The 21454-nt window shown below is 54.4% G+C and carries 16 protein-coding genes, 4 tRNA genes, 3 rRNA genes and 1 riboswitch; of the genes, 4 read left to right on the plus strand and 19 right to left on the minus strand.

The genetic code is table 11. From position 1 onward, the window contains the following. Window positions 1–18: 18 nt before the first annotated feature. The 4 genes from ilvM to ilvL all read right to left on the minus strand — a co-directional run bounded on the left by ilvM (window position 19) and on the right by ilvL (window position 2163). Window positions 19–282 (minus strand): acetolactate synthase 2 small subunit, encoded by a 264-nt coding sequence (gene ilvM / locus BFV65_RS20660; protein ID WP_041911813.1) that lies wholly within the window; start codon window positions 280–282, stop codon window positions 19–21. Further along, the gene (ilvG, locus tag BFV65_RS20665; RefSeq protein WP_045308986.1) at window positions 279–1925 is read right to left on the minus strand and encodes an acetolactate synthase 2 catalytic subunit; all 1647 of its coding nucleotides are present in this window, start codon (window positions 1923–1925) and stop codon (window positions 279–281) included. Before ilvG ends, ilvM begins: the two co-directional genes overlap by 4 nt. A gap of 2 nt (window positions 1926–1927) precedes the next feature. Then, entirely contained in the window at window positions 1928–1978 is a 51-nt protein-coding gene (gene ilvX, locus BFV65_RS23335; protein WP_166792073.1) for a peptide IlvX, read from the minus strand. An 86-nt stretch (window positions 1979–2064) separates the two neighbouring features. Next, window positions 2065–2163 carry an ilv operon leader peptide gene (gene ilvL, locus BFV65_RS22715; RefSeq protein ID WP_001311244.1) on the minus strand — a complete coding sequence of 33 codons (99 nt, stop codon included), beginning with the start codon at window positions 2161–2163 and terminating at the stop codon, window positions 2065–2067. A 341-nt stretch (window positions 2164–2504) separates the two neighbouring features. Between ilvL and BFV65_RS20670 the strand changes: the two genes are divergently transcribed. Beyond that, window positions 2505–4025: a YifB family Mg chelatase-like AAA ATPase gene (locus tag BFV65_RS20670; protein WP_045308985.1), complete on the plus strand. Its 1521-nt coding sequence runs from the start codon at window positions 2505–2507 to the stop codon at window positions 4023–4025. Between the two features lie 26 nt (window positions 4026–4051). On the opposite strand, the gene BFV65_RS20675 is transcribed toward BFV65_RS20670, so the two are convergent. Further along, complete coding sequence (locus tag BFV65_RS20675) at window positions 4052–4390, minus strand: MaoP family protein (RefSeq protein WP_006808641.1); 339 nt, start codon at window positions 4388–4390, stop codon at window positions 4052–4054. A gap of 118 nt (window positions 4391–4508) precedes the next feature. Here BFV65_RS20675 and hdfR point away from each other — a divergent pair, with 118 nt between their 5' ends. Beyond that, window positions 4509–5330: an HTH-type transcriptional regulator HdfR gene (gene hdfR, locus BFV65_RS20680; protein WP_022649779.1), complete on the plus strand. Its 822-nt coding sequence runs from the start codon at window positions 4509–4511 to the stop codon at window positions 5328–5330. 100 nt (window positions 5331–5430) lie between these two features. Here the strand turns inward: hdfR and BFV65_RS20685 are convergent. The 9 genes from BFV65_RS20685 to btuB form a co-directional block, all read right to left on the minus strand. Next, window positions 5431–5506: transfer RNA gene (locus BFV65_RS20685), tRNA-Trp, on the minus strand. Between the two features lie 53 nt (window positions 5507–5559). Next, window positions 5560–5636: transfer RNA gene (locus tag BFV65_RS20690), tRNA-Asp, on the minus strand. A 55-nt stretch (window positions 5637–5691) separates the two neighbouring features. Beyond that, window positions 5692–5807, minus strand: a 5S ribosomal RNA gene (rrf, locus tag BFV65_RS20695). A 71-nt stretch (window positions 5808–5878) separates the two neighbouring features. Beyond that, window positions 5879–8784 (minus strand): 23S ribosomal RNA (locus BFV65_RS20700). Between the two features lie 171 nt (window positions 8785–8955). Further along, window positions 8956–9031, minus strand: a tRNA-Ala gene (locus tag BFV65_RS20705). 105 nt (window positions 9032–9136) lie between these two features. Then, window positions 9137–9213: transfer RNA gene (locus tag BFV65_RS20710), tRNA-Ile, on the minus strand. A 70-nt stretch (window positions 9214–9283) separates the two neighbouring features. Beyond that, window positions 9284–10825 (minus strand): 16S ribosomal RNA (locus tag BFV65_RS20715). Together the 16S, 23S and 5S rRNA genes with 4 tRNA genes alongside form the textbook arrangement of a ribosomal RNA operon. A 381-nt stretch (window positions 10826–11206) precedes the next feature. Beyond that, complete coding sequence (gene murI, locus BFV65_RS20725) at window positions 11207–12058, minus strand: glutamate racemase (RefSeq protein WP_023298885.1); 852 nt, start codon at window positions 12056–12058, stop codon at window positions 11207–11209. Next, window positions 12003–13850, minus strand: coding sequence for a TonB-dependent vitamin B12 receptor BtuB (gene btuB / locus BFV65_RS20730; RefSeq protein ID WP_032626966.1), 1848 nt, complete (start codon window positions 13848–13850; stop codon window positions 12003–12005). The genes murI and btuB overlap by 56 nt, the downstream gene beginning before the upstream one ends. A 66-nt stretch (window positions 13851–13916) precedes the next feature. Beyond that, a riboswitch (cobalamin riboswitch) is annotated at window positions 13917–14092 on the minus strand. 104 nt (window positions 14093–14196) lie between these two features. On the opposite strand from btuB, the gene trmA reads away from it, so the two are divergent. Further along, entirely contained in the window at window positions 14197–15297 is a 1101-nt protein-coding gene (gene trmA / locus BFV65_RS20735) for a tRNA (uridine(54)-C5)-methyltransferase TrmA (protein ID WP_023298887.1), read from the plus strand. A gap of 90 nt (window positions 15298–15387) precedes the next feature. Here the strand turns inward: trmA and BFV65_RS20740 are convergent, their stop codons facing one another. Together BFV65_RS20740 and fabR are read right to left on the minus strand one after the other, a co-directional pair. Then, window positions 15388–15747, minus strand: coding sequence for a YijD family membrane protein (locus BFV65_RS20740; RefSeq protein WP_017383113.1), 360 nt, complete (start codon window positions 15745–15747; stop codon window positions 15388–15390). A gap of 9 nt (window positions 15748–15756) precedes the next feature. Further along, the gene (gene fabR, locus BFV65_RS20745; RefSeq protein WP_003862059.1) at window positions 15757–16395 is read right to left on the minus strand and encodes an HTH-type transcriptional repressor FabR; all 639 of its coding nucleotides are present in this window, start codon (window positions 16393–16395) and stop codon (window positions 15757–15759) included. Window positions 16396–16591: 196 nt separating this feature from the next. Here fabR and sthA point away from each other — a divergent pair, with 196 nt between their 5' ends. Beyond that, window positions 16592–17992, plus strand: a complete 1401-nt coding sequence (gene sthA, locus BFV65_RS20750; RefSeq protein ID WP_003862057.1) for a Si-specific NAD(P)(+) transhydrogenase — start codon at window positions 16592–16594, stop codon at window positions 17990–17992. Here the strand turns inward: sthA and oxyR are convergent. The 3 genes from oxyR to argB all read right to left on the minus strand — a co-directional run bounded on the left by oxyR (window position 17975) and on the right by argB (window position 21453). After that, window positions 17975–18892 carry a DNA-binding transcriptional regulator OxyR gene (oxyR, locus tag BFV65_RS20755; protein ID WP_022649783.1) on the minus strand — a complete coding sequence of 306 codons (918 nt, stop codon included), beginning with the start codon at window positions 18890–18892 and terminating at the stop codon, window positions 17975–17977. The two genes, sthA and oxyR, sit on opposite strands and share 18 nt — an antisense overlap. A 305-nt stretch (window positions 18893–19197) precedes the next feature. Next, the gene (argH, locus tag BFV65_RS20760) at window positions 19198–20571 is read right to left on the minus strand and encodes an argininosuccinate lyase (RefSeq protein ID WP_069597052.1); all 1374 of its coding nucleotides are present in this window, start codon (window positions 20569–20571) and stop codon (window positions 19198–19200) included. Between the two features lie 105 nt (window positions 20572–20676). Beyond that, a complete protein-coding gene (argB, locus tag BFV65_RS20765) occupies window positions 20677–21453 on the minus strand; it encodes an acetylglutamate kinase (protein ID WP_157886697.1) in 777 nt (258 codons plus the stop codon). Between the last annotated feature and the right edge of the window lies 1 nt (window position 21454).

The raw sequence follows: 21454 nt of genomic DNA on the forward strand, positions 1-21454 counted from the left end.
TTTTTCGTCCTGTCACGCTTAAGCGCGGATTTGTTGTGATGTGGTTGTGCTCTGGCAGATGGCAACATGGGCAACGTCTACCAGTTTTGATAACTGACTAAACAGTAAGTCGACCGGCCGCGGGCTGGCAACGGTTAATTCGATACTGATATTTTGTGCATCCGTGGCCGTTTCCATATTCATAGAGCAAATCTGAAAACCACGATGACGCACCACACGCAATACGCGTTCTAACGTTTCCGGGTTGAAGCGAGCCTGCACGGCAACCTGATGATGCATCATGATAATTTCTCCAGCATTTGTGAGTTACTGGCACCGGGCGGTACCAACGGCCAGACGTTCTCAAGCTCGTCGATTGAGACATGAAGCAGGTATGGCCCTTCGCTTGACAGCATGGTGTCGAGTGCCGCTTCAACCTGGTCTTTACGGGTGATGTGCTGGCCAGGAATGCCGAAGGCGCTGGCCAGGGTGAGGAAATCGGGGTTGTCGGTCAGGGTCGTTTCGCTGTAACGCTCCTGGAAGAACAGCTGCTGCCACTGGCGAACCATGCCTAAACGCTGGTTATCGAGCAAAACGATCTTCAGCGGTAACTGCTTACGCTTCACGGTGCCGAGCTCCTGGACGTTCATCATGAAGGAGCCGTCACCGGAGATACAGATAACGGTATCGTTCGGGCGGGCAACCTGTGCGCCCACGGCAGCGGGCAGGCCGAAGCCCATCGTGCCTAAGCCGCTCGAGGTGATGAAGTTCTCCGGGCGGGTGTAGGTCATGTGCTGGGCTGACCACATCTGATGCTGGCCGACATCCGTCGTCACCACGCTGTCTGCGGGTTTGCGGTCGGACAACTGTTTCAACAATAGCGGCGCATAGATGGCCTCGCCGGGGTGGTCGTAACGCCAGGCGTGTTCAGCGCGCATATCGGCGGTGTGCTGACGCCATGGGTTGATATCCAGCGGCTGCTCCAGCGCCGGTAAAAGCGCGTTGAGATCGCCCTGCAACGCGACATGCGCCTGACGCAGTTTGTTCATCTCCGCCGGGTCGATGTCCATATGGATCACTTTGGCGTTCGGCGCAAAGGTGTTCAGCTTGCCGGTGACGCGGTCGTCAAAACGGGCGCCGACGGCGATGAGCAGGTCACACTCCTGCACTGCCAGGTTTGCCGCTTTGGTGCCGTGCATCCCTAACATGCCCAAATAGTATGGATAGTCCGCGTCGACCGCGCCCAATCCTTTCAGCGTGCAGGTGGCGGGCATTTGCGTTACTGCGATAAATTCGCGCAGGGCAGGAACGGCCTGCGCCATGCCCACGCCGCCGCCTACATACAGCATCGGCTGTTTCGCCTGCGCCAGCATCTGGCGAGCCTCTTCAACCTCCGTATGGGGAAACACGTTGTCGCTTTCAACGGTGGAGAAGTGCGGTTCCAGATCGCCGAGTGCAACCTGAATATCTTTCGGGATATCTACCAGAACCGGGCCAGGACGGCCAGAGCTGGCAACCTCGAACGCTTCGGCCATCACGCGCGGCAGCTCTTCGAGAGACTGAACGAGGAAGCTGTGTTTGGTGCAGGCAAGCGATAAACCGAGCACATCCACTTCCTGGAAAGCATCGGTGCCGATGAACGGAGAGGCCACCTGGCCGGTGATCGCCACCACGGGTACGGAATCGAGCAGCGCGTCAGCCAGGCCGGTGATCAGGTTCGTTGCGCCCGGACCGGAGGTGGCCATACAGACGCCGGTTTTACCGGTCGCACGGGCATAACCGATGGCGGCCATCGCTGCGCCCTGCTCGTGTCGGCACAAGAGGTGTTCCACGCCGCCGTCATACAGTGCATCGTAAATCGGCATAATTGCGCCACCCGGATAACCGAATACGGTTTCGACTCCCTGCGCACGCAACGCATGTACTACCCATTGTGCCCCATTCATAGTTAGTTCCCCGTCATAAATCTGGAGAAACAGAATTTTGTGCTAGTCGTCATTCTCTGCTCCTCATTTAAGTTTTTTAGTCATAAAAAAACCCCCGGACCTTTCGGTGCGGGGGTCTTAGTTCGTTAAGGCTTGATTTCTAAGCCTTTCCTCGTCCAAGTGCAGCCCCGCACGGTGGGATAATAATCACCACCACGCTAATCACGACCAGGCTAATCACTCGTAGAAGGGCTGTCATTTTCAGTTCTTTTTGCATCTTGTTCGAAGGAATACCTAAAGAGTTACCACAGATATTTCATCTGACACAAGATTTTTTTATGACTCATTTCTGTAGCAGGCGAACTATTTCTTTCAAAATCGTTGTTTTATATAGGGAAAAAATAGAAATGAAGATTTTTCATTTTTTTGTCCTGTTTCATCAGGCAAGGCGCGCATGATTTCTTTTCTGCGAGGCCGATTCCACCGACATGTAATGATTACATTTAGGCGCTAAAAGGCTGGAACGAGCGCCGTAATTCAGTGAATTAGCGCTAAAGAGGAAAAAATGATGCTGGCATAGTTACCGCCAAGGAGGGGCTTATGTCACTGTCAGTTGTTTATACACGCGCGGCCATCGGCGTGAAGGCACCGCTTATTTCTGTAGAGGTTCATTTAAGTAATGGACTGCCCGGACTGACGCTGGTCGGCTTACCCGAAACGACCGTTAAGGAGGCCAGGGATCGCGTGCGCAGTGCAATTATTAATAGCGGTTATGCTTTTCCGGCGAAGAAGATCACCATCAACCTTGCGCCCGCCGATTTGCCAAAGGAGGGAGGGCGATATGATTTACCTATTGCTATAGCGCTTCTCGCGGCTTCTGAACAGCTCAATACGTCAGGGTTAAGCTCGTGCGAGTTCGTGGGTGAATTAGCGCTTACAGGCGCGTTAAGAGGCGTTCCCGGAGCAATCTCGGGTGCGCTTGAAGCCATACGCGCGGGAAGGCAAATCATTGTGGCCAATGAAAATGCCTCTGAAGTCAGCCTTATCGCCGAAAAGGGGTGTCTTGTCGCGGGACATTTGCAGGAGGTTTGCGCCTGGCTGGAAGGCCGACACGAGCTTGCCGAGCCGCAGGAGAATGAGGAGGTAGTGGCAGATTCGCCCGATGACCTCAGCGATATTATGGGTCAGGAACAGGGTAAGCGGGCGTTAGAAATAACGGCCGCGGGTGGGCATAACCTGCTACTGATAGGTCCGCCAGGCACGGGGAAAACGATGCTGGCGAGCAGGTTGAGCGGCCTGCTGCCCCCCCTCAATAATCACGAAGCGCTGGAAAGCGCCGCGATATTTAGCCTGGTCAGTTCAATATCGCTGCATAAACAGTGGCGCCGCCGTCCTTTCCGCTCGCCACACCACAGTGCGTCTCTTACCGCGATGGTGGGCGGGGGCTCAATTCCCGGACCGGGTGAAATCTCACTGGCACACAACGGCATTCTGTTCCTGGATGAATTGCCAGAGTTTGAACGCCGCGTGCTGGATGCGTTGCGGGAGCCGATTGAATCCGGCGAAATCCATCTGTCTCGTACACGCGCCAAAATAAGCTACCCTGCGCAGTTTCAGCTGGTCGCCGCGATGAACCCTAGCCCAACGGGCCATTATCAGGGCAACCATAACCGCTGTACGCCGGAGCAGACGCTGCGCTATCTGAGTAAGCTGTCCGGCCCCTTCCTCGACCGTTTTGATTTATCTCTCGAGATCCCCCTGCCACCGCCCGGTCTGCTGAGGCAAACCGGTATCAAAGGCGAAAGCTCAGCAGTGGTGCGAGAACGGGTTATTGCGGCTCAGGCGCGGCAGTATGCTCGTCAGAACAGGCTGAATGCCCGGCTGGATAACAGCGGGATCCGACAGTTTTGCTCTCTCAACGCCGAAGATGCAGGCTGGCTGGAAGAGACACTGACGCGGTTTGGGCTATCCATTCGCGCGTGGCAGCGTTTGTTGAAAGTTGCGCGCACGGTCGCTGACGTGGAGGGCTGCCCCGGAATAGAGAGGCGACATTTGCAGGAGGCATTAAGCTACCGTGCGATCGATCGGCTGCTGTTGCATCTGCAAAAAATGCTGGCATAAAAAAGGGGCCGTAGCCCCTTCTCTTCTTAATCGTCAGACTCGGTGTAGTCTTCTGCACCTTCCATCTGCGGCTTGCCGCCAGACAGCGTATGGAAACGCTTAGGACGCTTAATGCGAGCCATATACTTGATCCATACACGTTCTGCATCAGACTGCGGCTCACGCTCACCACGACAAACAGAGACAAACTGTTTTTCATCTTCGGTTGCCGGTTCGCGCTTACCCAGATCCAGCTCGTTAAAGGCATAACCATGGCGCTCAAGAAGTTGAGCTTCTTTGATAGTGAAATCGCCGTGACGAGAGAACCCGCGCGGATAATGTTTATTATCGAAAAAACGATTAGTCGTCGTAAAGCTTTCCGCCATCCTACACGCTCCTAATTCTTTGGCCGAGCTATTTATGGCGCGGAGTATTAGTTACGCTTGACAGAGTGTAAAACAAAACATTTAAATCATAACGACAAATAATTTTGTGGAGAAAGATGTGGATACGGAATTGCTAAAAACTTTCCTCGAAGTGAGCAGAACGCGACACTTTGGGCGAGCAGCTGAAGCCCTCTACCTGACGCAGTCAGCAGTCAGTTTTCGTATTCGACAGCTGGAAAATCAACTGGGTGTGAACCTTTTTACCCGCCATCGCAACAATATTCGTTTAACCCCGGCCGGTGAAAAGCTATTGCCTTATGCAGAAACCCTGATGAATACCTGGCAGGCAGCGCGAAAGGAGGTTGCGCACACATCCCGGCATAATGAATTCTCGATCGGTGCCAGCGCTTCACTATGGGAATGCATGCTCAGCCAGTGGCTTATGCGGCTATATCGCACACACAACCATCTGCAATTTGAGGCGAGGATTGCGCAACGCCAGTCGCTGGTTAAGCAACTCCACGAGCGGCAGCTTGATCTGCTGATCACCACAGAAGCCCCCAAGATGGATGAATTTAGCAGCCAGATTGTTGGACAGTTTAGCCTGGCGCTCTATGCATCCGAGCCTGCAATGATGAAGGCCGACCTGAATTATTTACGCCTGGAATGGGGGCCTGATTTTCAGCAGCACGAGACGGGGTTAATTGCCAGCGATGATATCCCGCAACTCACGACAAGCTCTGCGGAGATCGCATGCCAGCATCTTCCCACACTGAAAGGCTGTACCTGGTTACCTGTTCGCTGGGCGGATAATAAACCTGCACTCCATGTTGTCACCGATTCAACAACGCTCTCCAGGCCGCTGTATGCCATTTGGCTGCAAAACAGCGATAAGCAGTCGCAGATAAAAGATCTGTTAAAAACCAGCATACTGGATTAACGCAAAAGCCTGCGGAAACGCAGGCTGCTTATTCTTCAGGAAGGTGTTGAGCCGTTTTACAGGCAAAAAAAAATCCTTTGCCGAAGCAAAGGATTCTATATGGCAGGGGCGGAGAGACTCGAACTCGCGACACCCGGTTTTGGAGACCGGTGCTCTACCAACTGAGCTACGCCCCTAAATTTTTTTGCCATTAAGCCTGCCCTTTGGGCAGGCTTAATGTCTTAATAAGTGGCGGAACGGACGGGACTCGAACCCGCGACCCCCTGCGTGACAGGCAGGTATTCTAACCGACTGAACTACCGCTCCACCGAATACTTCTGTAACCACCGGATTAATGCACCGGCTTACTACTTAATTTGATGCCTGGCAGTTCCCTACTCTCACATGGGGAGACCCCACACTACCATCGGCGCTACGGCGTTTCACTTCTGAGTTCGGCATGGGGTCAGGTGGGACCACCGCGCTAAAGCCGCCAGGCAAATTCTGTTAATCTGTATCAGGCTGAAAATCGTGTCTGTCTCTCTTCGCCAAAACATCTTCGGCGTTGTAAGGTTAAGCCTCACGGTTCATTAGTATCGGTTAGCTCAACGCATCGCTGCGCTTACACACCCGACCTATCAACGTCGTAGTCTTCAACGTTCCTTCAGGAGACTCAAGGTCTCAGGGAGAACTCATCTCGGGGCAAGTTTCGTGCTTAGATGCTTTCAGCACTTATCTCTTCCGCATTTAGCTACCGGGCAGTGCCATTGGCATGACAACCCGAACACCAGTGATGCGTCCACTCCGGTCCTCTCGTACTAGGAGCAGCCCCCCTCAATTCTCCAGCGCCCACGGCAGATAGGGACCGAACTGTCTCACGACGTTCTAAACCCAGCTCGCGTACCACTTTAAATGGCGAACAGCCATACCCTTGGGACCTACTTCAGCCCCAGGATGTGATGAGCCGACATCGAGGTGCCAAACACCGCCGTCGATATGAACTCTTGGGCGGTATCAGCCTGTTATCCCCGGAGTACCTTTTATCCGTTGAGCGATGGCCCTTCCATTCAGAACCACCGGATCACTATGACCTGCTTTCGCACCTGCTCGCGCCGTCACGCTCGCAGTCAAGCTGGCTTATGCCATTGCACTAACCTCCTGATGTCCGACCAGGATTAGCCAACCTTCGTGCTCCTCCGTTACTCTTTGGGAGGAGACCGCCCCAGTCAAACTACCCACCAGACACTGTCCGCAACCCGGATTACGGGTCTACGTTAGAACACCAGCCATTAAAGGGTGGTATTTCAAGGTTGGCTCCACGCAGACTGGCGTCCACGCTTCAAAGCCTCCCACCTATCCTACACATCAAGGACCAGTGTTCAGTGTCAAGCTATAGTAAAGGTTCACGGGGTCTTTCCGTCTTGCCGCGGGTACACTGCATCTTCACAGCGAGTTCAATTTCACTGAGTCTCGGGTGGAGACAGCCTGGCCATCATTACGCCATTCGTGCAGGTCGGAACTTACCCGACAAGGAATTTCGCTACCTTAGGACCGTTATAGTTACGGCCGCCGTTTACCGGGGCTTCGATCAAGAGCTTCGCGTTGCCGCTAACCCCATCAATTAACCTTCCGGCACCGGGCAGGCGTCACACCGTATACGTCCACTTTCGTGTTTGCACAGTGCTGTGTTTTTAATAAACAGTTGCAGCCAGCTGGTATCTTCGACTGATTTCAGCTCCGCCCGCAGGGGCTTCACCTACATATCAGCGTGCCTTCTCCCGAAGTTACGGCACCATTTTGCCTAGTTCCTTCACCCGAGTTCTCTCAAGCGCCTTGGTATTCTCTACCTGACCACCTGTGTCGGTTTGGGGTACGATTTCGTGTTACCTGATGCTTAGAGGCTTTTCCTGGAAGCAGGGCATTTATCACTTCAGCACCGTAGTGCCTCGTCATCACACCTCAGCGTTAATAAGGTACCGGATTTACCTGGAACCTCCGCCTACATGCTTAAACCGGGACAACCGTCGCCCGGCTGACATAGCCTTCTCCGTCCCCCCTTCGCAGTAACACCAAGTACAGGAATATTAACCTGTTTCCCATCGACTACGCCTTTCGGCCTCGCCTTAGGGGTCGACTCACCCTGCCCCGATTAACGTTGGACAGGAACCCTTGGTCTTCCGGCGAGCGGGCTTTTCACCCGCTTTATCGTTACTTATGTCAGCATTCGCACTTCTGATACCTCCAGCACCCCTCACAGGACACCTTCAACGGCTTACAGAACGCTCCCCTACCCAACAACGCCTAAGCGTCGCTGCCGCAGCTTCGGTGCATGGTTTAGCCCCGTTACATCTTCCGCGCAGGCCGACTCGACCAGTGAGCTATTACGCTTTCTTTAAATGATGGCTGCTTCTAAGCCAACATCCTGGCTGTCTGTGCCTTCCCACATCGTTTCCCACTTAACCATGACTTTGGGACCTTAGCTGGCGGTCTGGGTTGTTTCCCTCTTCACGACGGACGTTAGCACCCGCCGTGTGTCTCCCGTGATAACATTCTTCGGTATTCGTAGTTTGCATCGGGTTGGTAAGCCGGGATGGCCCCCTAGCCGAAACAGTGCTCTACCCCCGAAGATGAGTTCACGAGGCGCTACCTAAATAGCTTTCGGGGAGAACCAGCTATCTCCCGGTTTGATTGGCCTTTCACCCCCAGCCACAGGTCATCCGCTAATTTTTCAACATTAGTCGGTTCGGTCCTCCAGTTAGTGTTACCCAACCTTCAACCTGCCCATGGCTAGATCACCGGGTTTCGGGTCTATACCCTGCAACTTAACGCCCAGTTAAGACTCGGTTTCCCTTCGGCTCCCTTATACGGTTAACCTTGCTACAGAATATAAGTCGCTGACCCATTATACAAAAGGTACGCAGTCACCCCATAAAGAGGCTCCCACTGCTTGTACGTACACGGTTTCAGGTTCTTTTTCACTCCCCTCGCCGGGGTTCTTTTCGCCTTTCCCTCACGGTACTGGTTCACTATCGGTCAGTCAGGAGTATTTAGCCTTGGAGGATGGTCCCCCCATATTCAGACAGGATACCACGTGTCCCGCCCTACTCTTCGAGTTCACAGCATGTGTGCTTTCGTGTACGGGACTATCACCCTGTACCGTCGGACTTTCCAGACCGTTCCACTAACACACAAGCTGATTCAGACTCCGGGCTGCTCCCCGTTCGCTCGCCGCTACTGGGGGAATCTCGGTTGATTTCTTTTCCTCGGGGTACTTAGATGTTTCAGTTCCCCCGGTTCGCCTCGTTAACCTATGTATTCAGTTAACGATAGTGCAACGGATTGCACTGGGTTTCCCCATTCGGACATCGCCGGGTCAAAGGTTCATATCACCTCGCCGGCGCTTTTCGCAGATTAGCACGTCCTTCATCGCCTCTGACTGCCAGGGCATCCACCGTGTACGCTTAGTCGCTTAACCTCACAACCCGAAGATGTTTCACTTCTGATTGCGAAAATTTGAGAGACTCGAACACACCATTAAAGATGTGTCGTTTCAATTTTCAGCTTGATCCAGATTTTTAAAGAGCAAAACTTCGCAGTGCACCTTTTCAGGTTCACTCTGAAGTTTTCTTGTGTTCGCAGTAAAGGATGGTGGAGCTATGCGGGATCGAACCGCAGACCTCCTGCGTGCAAGGCAGGCGCTCTCCCAGCTGAGCTATAGCCCCATCGTAGTTATCTCTCTACCGGTAATTTTTGTTGAGGCAAGGCGTGGTGACACGAAGCATACTCAGGTATGTGAGTGTCGCCGCAACGCAGCATCAGCAAAAATTTGGTAGGCCTGAGTGGACTTGAACCACCGACCTCACCCTTATCAGGGGTGCGCTCTAACCACCTGAGCTACAAGCCTGCAGAGATTTTTTACTGCTGTTTTTCATCAGACAATCTGTGTGAGCACTGCAAAGGCAGGTTCTTTAAGGTAAGGAGGTGATCCAACCGCAGGTTCCCCTACGGTTACCTTGTTACGACTTCACCCCAGTCATGAATCACAAAGTGGTAAGCGCCCTCCCGAAGGTTAAGCTACCTACTTCTTTTGCAACCCACTCCCATGGTGTGACGGGCGGTGTGTACAAGGCCCGGGAACGTATTCACCGTGGCATTCTGATCCACGATTACTAGCGATTCCGACTTCATGGAGTCGAGTTGCAGACTCCAATCCGGACTACGACGCACTTTATGAGGTCCGCTTGCTCTCGCGAGGTCGCTTCTCTTTGTATGCGCCATTGTAGCACGTGTGTAGCCCTACTCGTAAGGGCCATGATGACTTGACGTCATCCCCACCTTCCTCCAGTTTATCACTGGCAGTCTCCTTTGAGTTCCCGGCCTAACCGCTGGCAACAAAGGATAAGGGTTGCGCTCGTTGCGGGACTTAACCCAACATTTCACAACACGAGCTGACGACAGCCATGCAGCACCTGTCTCAGAGTTCCCGAAGGCACCAAAGCATCTCTGCTAAGTTCTCTGGATGTCAAGAGTAGGTAAGGTTCTTCGCGTTGCATCGAATTAAACCACATGCTCCACCGCTTGTGCGGGCCCCCGTCAATTCATTTGAGTTTTAACCTTGCGGCCGTACTCCCCAGGCGGTCGACTTAACGCGTTAGCTCCGGAAGCCACGCCTCAAGGGCACAACCTCCAAGTCGACATCGTTTACGGCGTGGACTACCAGGGTATCTAATCCTGTTTGCTCCCCACGCTTTCGCACCTGAGCGTCAGTCTTTGTCCAGGGGGCCGCCTTCGCCACCGGTATTCCTCCAGATCTCTACGCATTTCACCGCTACACCTGGAATTCTACCCCCCTCTACAAGACTCTAGCCTGCCAGTTTCGAATGCAGTTCCCAGGTTGAGCCCGGGGATTTCACATCCGACTTGACAGACCGCCTGCGTGCGCTTTACGCCCAGTAATTCCGATTAACGCTTGCACCCTCCGTATTACCGCGGCTGCTGGCACGGAGTTAGCCGGTGCTTCTTCTGCGGGTAACGTCAATCGACAGGGTTATTAACCCTGTCGCCTTCCTCCCCGCTGAAAGTACTTTACAACCCGAAGGCCTTCTTCATACACGCGGCATGGCTGCATCAGGCTTGCGCCCATTGTGCAATATTCCCCACTGCTGCCTCCCGTAGGAGTCTGGACCGTGTCTCAGTTCCAGTGTGGCTGGTCATCCTCTCAGACCAGCTAGGGATCGTCGCCTAGGTGAGCCGTTACCCCACCTACTAGCTAATCCCATCTGGGCACATCCGATGGCAAGAGGCCCGAAGGTCCCCCTCTTTGGTCTTGCGACGTTATGCGGTATTAGCTACCGTTTCCAGTAGTTATCCCCCTCCATCAGGCAGTTTCCCAGACATTACTCACCCGTCCGCCACTCGTCAGCAAAGCAGCAAGCTGCTTCCTGTTACCGTTCGACTTGCATGTGTTAGGCCTGCCGCCAGCGTTCAATCTGAGCCATGATCAAACTCTTCAATTTAAGTTTGATGCTCGTGAATTAAACTTCGTAATGAATTACGTATGTTCACTCAGAGACTTGGTATTCATTTTTCGTCCGAGGACGTTAAGAATCCATGTCACTTTGAGTGCCCACACAGATTGTCTGATAAATTGTTAAAGAGCAGTGCAACGCGGCTTTCGCTCACCGTTGCGAGGTCCCGTATATTACGTTTTCCTCATTCAGAGTCAAGCAATTATTTTTACTTTTCTCTGTTGGCGTTCATCTCTGAACCCCGCTGTCCCGGCGGCTTGTAAGCCGTTGTTCCGTGTCAGTGGAGGCGCATTATAGGGAGTTCTCAGACGTTGACAACCCCTCTTTGAAAAAAAACGTTCAACCGTCTCTTTTTTGCTCAATACCGTGCTACAGCGCCAGTTTTTCGAGCGTTTCGAAGCCATAACGACGTAAAACGGGCAAAAGTTGTTCGGTTTCTTTTGTTATCGCCATACAGAAAGCGATGTTCGCATCCGCTGATTTCGCATCCGGCGCCTCGTGCTCCAGTAGCCAGGCCGTCCGACGCGCAATCGCAGCACCGGAATCCACCAGCCGGGTCCCTTCAGGCAAAACCTTTAACAGCTCTTCCTGTAATAGCGGGAAATGGGTGCAGCCGAGAACAACCGTATCCGGTGGTTCCTGCATCCGCAGCCATGGACGCAGAATGCGACGCAGCTCTTCAAGCGATACCGTCTCGCCGTGCAGTTTCGCTTCCGCCATTTCCACCAGCTCCGCGGAGCCGAGCATGGCGATCTGGCATTCATTGGCAAAGCGCTCAATAAGCTCACGCGTATAAGGACGTTTTACCGTACCGCGTGTCGCCAGCAACCCCACGATACCGTTCGCCGTCAGACGCGCCGCAGGTTTGATTGCCGGGACAACGCCCACAACCGGGAACGGGAATTTTTCGCGCAGGGCAGGAAGAGAGACCGTGCTTGCCGTATTACAGGCAATAACCGCCAGCGCCAGGGGATAGCGCTTTTGTACCGCGGTGACGATTTCAATCACACGCTCAACGATAAAGTCTTCACTCTTTTCCCCATACGGGAACGCGACGTTATCGAAGGCGTAGATGTAATGGAGATCCGGCAGGAGCTGCCGAATCTCATCATAGACCGAAAGCCCACCGACGCCGGAATCAAACACCAGCACGGTGGGACGCGGATCAGAAGGTGTAGCTGCCAGACAAGGTGTATTCCCGTCCTGCAGTTTGGTAGCCATAAACTGTCTCGTAATCTTTATCGAACAGGTTGGCTATTTTACCACGAACTGTGAGATGTGAGGTGACAGGATATGAAACCGCGACGTCCCACAGGCTGACGCCGCCCATTTTAACTTTCTCTGACGGATAGGTTCCAAAGTCGGTGTCGTAGCGCGTGCCGAGATAGTGATACGTCAGGCTCCAGTCAACATCATAGATCTGCGTATCAAGCTGATATTTCACCTGCTGTTTAGCACGACGGTCCAGAAGTTGATTGGTTGCCGCATTGCGGGCATCCACATAGTCGTAGCCCACAGTATGCGTCAACGGACCCGTATCAAACGACGCTGTCGCTTCTACACCTTTAATGCGTGCTTTGCCGACGTTGTAATATTGCTGCAGGTTATTGTTGAAGTCGATGAGATCATCAACGTCATTACGATAGCCGGATACGCGCCAGCTTACGCCTGCCGTCAGGCCTTCAAACGCCCCTTCCCACTGTTTGCTCTCTTCAGGATCAAGATGGGTATTGCCGTAGAAGCCATAGAGCTGACCCAGATTCGGCGCTTTATAGGCCGTGCCATAAGAGGCTATGAAGCGGTAACCGTCAACGAACTCCCAGGCTGCGCTACTTTGCCAGGTACCATGGCGACCAAACTGAGAGTTGTCATCGCTGCGGGCCGCCGCCTCCAGAGTGAAATCTCCAAACTGCTGCAACCCAGTCAGGTAGACGCCAGTGTTACGCAGGTCATAGGCGTTGGTTACGTAGTTGGTACCCGGCTCGGTGCTCTGTTTCTGCCAGTCAACGCCCGCGCCGATGTTGCCATGTCCCACGTCAACTGAGTTGGTCCACTGAACATTGTACTGTTTGATTTCATCCAGGGTTGCTGTGGAGTCATAGCGTCCAAGGTGCGGATCGTAATTGTAGTCTTTGCTGTGACTGTAGCTGGAGAGCAACTGTGAATGGAAAACATCCCGGTTAAACCGCAATCCGGCATCCCAGGTCTGGCTATAGAGTTGGCGGGTATCAACCAGCACATCAGGGGTAAATGAACTGTAATAGCCGTCATAGGCGGTACGGTTGCTGTAACCATAGCCGCGAACGAAACCACTCCATTGCTCAGAGAAAGCATGCTCCAGTGCGCCGTAGAGCGTTTTATTCATAAAGCCGTCGCGATCGGTCTGGGCAAGGCCGCCGTTATTACCGTCAGCAACGACGTCAAAGCCTTTTGTGTAGGTGTAATCCCCCGCCAGCGTAACGCGCGTACTTTCACCCAATGTTTGCTGGGTGCTGCCACCATAATTCTGGAAGCCGTGTGTCCCAACGCCAGCATTCAGCGTTGTGCCATCCTTCGCACGCGTAGTGATAATGTTGACTACACCACCGATCGCATCCGAGCCGTACACCGCCGAACGCGGTCCACGAAGATATTCGATGCGCTGCACCAGGGAGATCGGAAACTGGCTGAGATCGGACGACCCCGTGACGCCCGCCTGGTTAAGACGGATCCCGTCGACGAGAATCAGGACATGGCTGGAGTTCGTACCGCGTATAAAGAGAGAAGAGAGCTGCCCCATCCCGCCATTTTGTGCCGTATCTACGCCAGGCAGGCGACGCATGACATCCAGAACCGTGGTGGATTGCCAGCGGTCGATATCGGCCCGCGTCACGACAGAAGTCGCAGCCAGAACAGATTTTTCAGGTTGTTCGAAACGGTTTGCTGTCACCACCAACGAGTCGGCGCTTTCCTGCGCCCAGCCCGAAAATGCCGTGACGGAAAACGCCGTCAACAGCGATACTTTTTTAATCATTGTTAAAGCATCCACAATATAAGAAGGATGCCGCAGGCCTCATCGATAGCACGCGATGATGAAACCAAATGCGACGTGATCCCGGCAGGTCTTCGGGCTGGGTGGCGTTATACGGATGAAGACTTCCCGTTTTCACAGTGTCTACAACTCTCATCCCGCCAGTCTTTACCGCTGCGCGTCAGCTCCAGATTTGCACTGGATTCCCTTTTCACTCTCAGGAGACCGGAAACAGAATGCTACAATTAGACACGTATAGATGTCCAGATAGCTATTAGCCATTAAATCTGGACATCCACTGCACAATCCCTACAATCCCCGCGTAATTCTTTATCACTCAGGACGCATCATGACCCCCGAACACCTCCCGACAGAACAGTACGACGCACAGCTGGCAGAAAAAGTTGTCCGCCTGCAAAGTATGATGACGCCTTTCAACGCGCCCGTTCCCGAGGTGTTTCGTTCTCCGGTCAGCCACTACCGTATGCGCGCTGAGTTTCGCATCTGGCACGATGGCGATGACCTGTACCACATCATTTTCGATCAGCAGACGAAATCCCGGATTCGCGTAGACAGTTTCCCGGCGGCGAGTGAGCTTATCAACCAGCTAATGACGCTGATGATCGACGGTGTGCGCACTAATCCGGTGCTGCGCAACAAGCTGTTCCAGATTGACTACCTGACCACCCAAAGCAATCAGGCCATTGTCTCTCTGCTCTATCACAAAGCGCTGACCGACGAGTGGCGCGAGCAGGCAGAAGCCCTGCGCGATGCGCTGCGCGCGCAGAACATCAACGTGCACCTGATTGGCCGCGCGACCAAAACCAAAATCATGCTGGACCAGGATTACATCGACGAGCGTTTGCCGGTGGCAGGAAAAGAGATGGTTTACCGTCAGGTGGAGAACAGCTTCACCCAGCCGAATGCGGCAATGAACGTGCAGATGCTGGAGTGGGCGCTGAATGCGACGGAAGGGTCGACGGGCGATCTGCTGGAGCTCTACTGCGGTAACGGCAACTTCTCGCTGGCGCTGGCGCGTAACTTCGAGCGCGTGCTGGCGACGGAAATCGCCAAACCGTCGGTGGCCGCCGCGCAGTACAACATCGCCGCTAACCATATTGATAATGTGCAGATCATTCGTATGGCGGCAGAAGAGTTTACCCAGGCGATGAACGGCGTACGTGAGTTTAACCGCCTGCAAGGGATTGATTTGAAGAGCTACCAGTGTGAGACAATTTTTGTCGATCCGCCGCGCAGTGGCCTGGACAGCGAAACCGAGAAGATGGTGCAGGCGTACCCGCGGATTTTGTACATCTCCTGTAACCCGGAGACGCTGTGCAAGAATCTGGAAACATTAAGCCAGACGCACAAGGTTGAACGTCTGGCGCTGTTCGATCAGTTCCCATATACGCACCATATGGAGTGCGGCGTACTGCTCACGGCGAAGTAATGTGGGCCTTGTAGGGCAGGTAAGCGAAGCGCCACCTGCCAAAAAAGCCGGATGGCGCTTCGCTTATCCGGCCTACAATGACAAAACCCTTTACTCTGGTAACTGGCTCTTGCGGCTACGCATGCGCGAGCCAATCCAGAACACCAGCGCCACAGACAGCACCGCAGGCAGGAAGTTAGAACCGATATCCGGATACTCTGCACGCACCACGGTGCTGTACAACAATACACCCAGAATAAAACAGGCTGCGGCCAGCCCCGGTAACCCAACCGGCATGGTGCGGTTCAGATAACGTTGATGCAGGCAATACACCGTCAGCACCAGCGCGATAATCGGGAAAATCGAGAACGGTACAATTGAGCTGAAAACCGCCGCAAACGTACCGTTAATGGATAAGCCAGCGATCAATGCCAGCAACAGCGTTCCTTTATCCTGACCTGACTGTTTCATTACTCACCTTCACTCATCGTTTTGATGTGCCAACTTCTCTTGTTCACGGCGATACCAGTAGTACGCACCTTTAGAAATCATCCGCAGCTGCAATACCAGTCGCTCTTCGAGTTGCTTACGTTGTTCAATGCTGACATCCAGCGCTTCGGCACCCGCACTGAAAACAATGGTCACCATCGCCTCGGCCTGTGCTTCAGTAAACGCACGCGGCATATGGTTTTCGAGTTCAAGATAGTCGGCAAGTTCCGCGATGAAATGCTGAATTTCACGCGCGACGGCGGCACGAAACGCCGCCGACGTGCCAGAGCGCTCGCGCAGCAAAAGGCGAAACGCGTTAGGGTTATTGCCGATAAATTCCATAAATGTCGACACGGAGGTGCGGATCACGCTGCCGCCTTTGGCAATACGCTGACGCGCCTGACGCATAAGCTGGCGCAGCATCAAACCGCTCTCGTCGACCATGGTCAGGCCCAGTTCATCCACATCACGGAAATGACGATAGAAGGACGTTGGCGCAATCCCGGCCTCGCGCGCCACTTCGCGCAGGCTTAAACTGGCAAAACTCCGCTCAGCACTCAGTTGACTGAATGCGGCTTCCACCAGCGAACGCCGGGTTTTCTCTTTTTGTTGTGCTCTTACGCCCATCACGATAGTTGAATCCTTCCAAAGGCCCGTTGGCACTATACCAGAGAATAAAATTAATCTGTTTACCTGGCTTTGTGAATGATTGTTTACGCGCGGTTTGTGCTCCACTGCCCGAAAAAAGCACAACGATAATTGGGTTACCCAGGCAATGATGTTATGATTCTGTTGCTTTTATGTATAAGAACAGGTAAGCCTTGCCATGCCACATTCCTACGATTACGACGCAATAGTTATTGGTTCCGGCCCCGGCGGCGAAGGTGCTGCTATGGGTCTGGTAAAACAGGGAGCCAGAGTAGCGGTTATTGAGCGCTACCATAATGTCGGCGGCGGTTGCACCCACTGGGGCACCATCCCTTCGAAAGCCCTCCGCCACGCCGTTAGCCGCATTATCGAATTTAACCAGAACCCTCTTTACAGCGACCACTCCCGACTTCTTCGTTCTTCTTTTGCCGATATCCTGAATCACGCAGACACGGTCATTAACCAGCAGACGCGCATGCGTCAGGGTTTCTATGAGCGCAACCACTGTGAAATTCTGCAGGGTAACGCGCATTTTGTGGATGAACACACCCTGGCGCTGGAGTGCCACGACGGTTCGGTTGAGACGCTCACCGCTGAAAAATTTGTGATTGCCTGCGGATCGCGCCCATATCATCCGGCAGACGTGGACTTCTCTCATCCACGCATATACGACAGCGACTCCATCCTCAGCCTGCACCACGAGCCACGCCATGTGATCATCTATGGCGCGGGCGTGATTGGCTGTGAATATGCGTCGATTTTCCGGGGAATGGAGGTCAAAGTTGATTTGATCAACACCCGCGACCGGCTGCTGGCGTTCCTCGATCAGGAGATGTCAGATTCCCTCTCCTACCACTTCTGGAACAGTGGCGTGGTGATTCGCCACAACGAAGAGTACGAGAAAATCGAAGGCTGCGACGACGGTGTGATCATGCACCTGAAATCTGGTAAGAAGCTGAAGGCGGACTGCCTGCTGTATGCCAACGGCCGTACCGGCAACACGGATTCATTGCAGCTGGAGAATATCGGGCTTGAAACCGACAGCCGCGGTCAGCTCAAGGTCAACAGCATGTACCAGACTGCGCTGCCGCACGTTTACGCGGTCGGCGACGTTATTGGTTACCCAAGTCTGGCCTCCGCTGCTTACGATCAGGGCCGCATCGCCGCACAGGCGCTGGTGAAAGGTGAAGCGACGGCGCATCTGATCGAGGACATCCCGACGGGCATCTACACCATCCCGGAAATCAGTTCTGTCGGCAAAACCGAGCAGCAGTTGACGGCCATGAAGGTGCCTTACGAGGTGGGTCGTGCCCAGTTTAAACACCTGGCGCGCGCACAAATTGTGGGGATGAGCGTGGGTACGCTGAAGATCCTGTTCCATCGCGAGACGAAAGAGATCCTCGGTATTCACTGCTTTGGTGAACGTGCCGCGGAAATCATTCATATCGGCCAGGCGATCATGGAGCAAAAAGGTGGTGGCAACACCATCGAGTACTTCGTTAACACCACCTTTAACTACCCGACCATGGCGGAAGCCTATCGGGTAGCTGCGCTGAACGGCTTAAACCGCCTGTTTTAACGCGTTGTCGAAATGGCCATCCATTGCACCACGGATGGCCTCTGCCAGCTGCTCATAGCGGCTGCGCAGCGGTGAACCCGGACGATAAACCAGGCCGATCGTGCGACGTGGCTCTGGCTTAATACACGGCAGATAGACCACGCCATCACGCTTACGCTCGCGCGGCACGGCCAGCGCAGGCAGCAGCGTAATGCCACTTCCCGCCGCGACCATGTTACGCAGAGTTTCCAGGCTGGTTGCGCGGAAATGGGTATCTTCATCTGCACCCGCTTCGAAGCAGAAGCCCATCGCCTGATCGCGCAGACAGTGGCCGTCTTCCAGCATCAGCAGCTTTTCTCCGGCCAGATCGGCCATCGGCACGCGATCGCGGTTCGCCCACGGGTGATCTTCATAGATCGCCAGCATCATCGGCTCATCGAACAGCGGTACTTCAATAAACGCTTCACTCTCTTTAACGAGCGCCAGAATCGCACAGTCGAGCTTACCGCTGTCTAACTGCGCCAGCAGCTGATGGGTTTGCGCTTCATGCAGGTACATTTCGAGTTTCGGGAACGTCTGGTGCAGCAGCGGAATGATTTGCGGCAACAGATACGGGCCAACGGTTGGGATCAGGCCAATATGCAGCGGGCCGGACATCGCCTCCCCCTGCTGGCTTGCCATTTCCTTGAGCACTTTGACCTCGCGCAGTACGGTGCGCGCCTGATCCACCAGCAGCAGACCTGCCTGCGTGAACAGTACCTTACGACTGGTGCGCTCCAGCAACATCACGCCCAGCTCATCTTCCAGCTTGCGGATCTGACCGCTCAGCGTTGGCTGGCTGACATGGCAGGAGTCTGCCGCGCGGCGAAAATGGCGATGCTCAGCTAACGCTACCAGGTATTCAAGATCACGAATATTCATTATTCATCCTCCGTCGCCACGATAGTTCATGGCGATAGATAGCATAGCAACGAACGATTATCCCTATCAAGCATTCTGTTGAATAATACATCACATAGACGAGGCGGCACGTGTTTGACCCAAAACGACCCCGCACCGTCAGCGAGTTTCTCTCAAAACTCGAAAAACTAAAGCCAACGTGAACTTTTGCGGACCCCGTGGTCCGCTTTTTTTTGCGTAAAAAAAAGCCCGGCACTAAGCCAGGCTCCGTTTTTCTCCCTCTCCCTGTGGGAGAGGGCCGGGGTGAGGGCATCAGCCCGCACTATTCAAACCAACCGGTTTTTCGCATCCGCAATCGCCTGCGCTACCTGCTTCGGTGACACGCCGCCTTTCGCTGCACGCTTATCCAGGCAGGATTGCAGGGCCAGAATCGGGTAGACATCATCCCCGATAACCGCGCTGAATTTTTGCAGGTCGGCAAGCGCCAGCTCTTCAAGGGCTTTACCCTGACGAATCGCTTCCACTACCGCTTCACCCACAATATGGTGTGCCTCGCGGAACGGTACGCCTTTCGCCACCAGGTAGTCCGCCAGCTCGGTAGAGTTAGCATACCCCTGCTGCGCCGCTTCCTGGCAGCGCGGACGCTTCACCTGAATGCCGTCCAGCACCAGCGCGCCCATATGCAGACAGTCGAGCCAGGTGTCGAGCGCGTCGAACAGCCCCTCTTTGTCTTCCTGCATATCTTTGTTGTACGCCAGCGGCAGCCCTTTCAGGGTCATCATCATGCCGGTCAGCGCGCCCTGCACGCGGCCACATTTCCCGCGGATCAGCTCCAGCGCGTCCGGGTTTTTCTTCTGCGGCATCAGGGATGAGCCGGACGTCACGCGGTCGGACAGCTCGACGAAGCCCGCTTCGCCAGAGTTAAAGAAGATCAGGTCTTCGGCAAAGCGCGACAGGTGCACCATCCCGATAGAGGCATTCGACAGCAGCTCCAGCACGTGGTCACGGTCAGAGACGCTGTCCAGGCTGTTGCGGGTGGCGGAAGCAAAGCCCAGCCAGCCTGCCAGCTGCTCACGGTCGATTTCATAAGCCGTACCGGCCAGCGCGCCGCTGCCCAGCGGGCTGACGTCCAGACGCGTTAAGGTATCCTGTAAACGGCTCTCATCACGTGCCAGCATCTCAACGTAGGCCAGACACCAGTGCGCGAACGTCACCGGCTGCGCGCGTTGCAGGTGGGTATAACCCGGCATCACCGCATCCTGATTGCTCTGCGCGGTGTCCACCAGCGCGCTCTGCAGCTGACGATTCGCCGCCAGCAGTTCGCCGACGGTCTCTTTGCACCACAGCTTCAGGTCGGTCGCCACCTGGTCATTACGGCTACGCCCGGTATGGAGCTTTTTACCCAACTGGCCGACTTTGTCGATCAGTTTGCCTTCCACCCAGCTGTGAATATCTTCGGCATCGCTCTGGAGGATTTGCTGCGGATCCAGACGCACCTCTTCCAGCAGATTATTCAGCGCCTCTTCCAGCTGCTGCTGTTCCTCTGCGGTCAGCACGCCCACGGTCACCAGCGCTTTGGACCAGGCCACAGAGCCGACAATATCCTGTTCGGCCAGGCGGTAGTCGAAGCGCAAAGAGTCGTTGAACTGTTTGAACCGCTGATCCGCTGCCTGTGTAAAACGCCCACCCCAAAGTGCCATAACGAATTTCCTTAATGATGATATTTTTGCCCGGTGGCGCTGCGCTTACCGGGCCTACAAAATTCACGTAGGCCGGATAAGCGAAGCGCCATCCGGCACAGAATCTTAAGCCAGAATACGCGTACCAATCGGCGTACCGTTAAACAGCGCCGGGAGTTGCTCCGCGTGACGCCAGGAGGCGATATCCACCGGACGACCCAGCGTGCGCGCGGCATCCAGCGCCGCGTTCACCTTAACGATCATGCCGTCGGTGATAATGCCCTGATCGATCAGCTGTTCGGCTTTTGCGGCGGTCATTTCCGCAATGCGCTGGCCTTTGCCGTCCAGAATGCCGCTCACGTCGGAGAGCAGGATCAGGTCTGCGCCCAGCGTAGCAGCCAGCGCGGTTGCCGCCTGGTCCGCATTGACGTTCATCAGCTCGCCCTCTTCGGTCACGCCGATTGAGCTCACCACCGGCAGAAAACCACCTTCCAGCAGGGTGTTAATCAGCTCAGGCGAACCTGGCTGCGCCAGTCCAACATGGCCAAGCTCTTCGTCGAGCTGGGTCACTTTTACGCTATCTCCATCGCCCAGACAGAGGCCAACGGAGGCGATATGGTGTTTCTTCGCCCACGCCAGCAGCGTTTTGTTCGCCGTCCCCGCCAGCGCACCAGTAATAATGTCAATCTGGTCGGCAGGCGTGACGCGCAGGCCATTTTTCTTAATCACCGGCAGGTTGAGCCCTTTCATCAGCTCGTCCACCACACAGCCGCCGCCGTGGACAATCACCAGCGGACGTTGATGTGATTCACGATAGTTCACCAGCGCGGTAAACAGGCGCTCCAGCGCTTCTTCGCTGTCCAGCAGTACACCACCGAGTTTGATAATTAATGGGTTCATCATC

Source organism: Enterobacter hormaechei subsp. hoffmannii, assembly GCF_001729745.1.
Taxonomy (GTDB): domain Bacteria; phylum Pseudomonadota; class Gammaproteobacteria; order Enterobacterales; family Enterobacteriaceae; genus Enterobacter; species Enterobacter intestinihominis.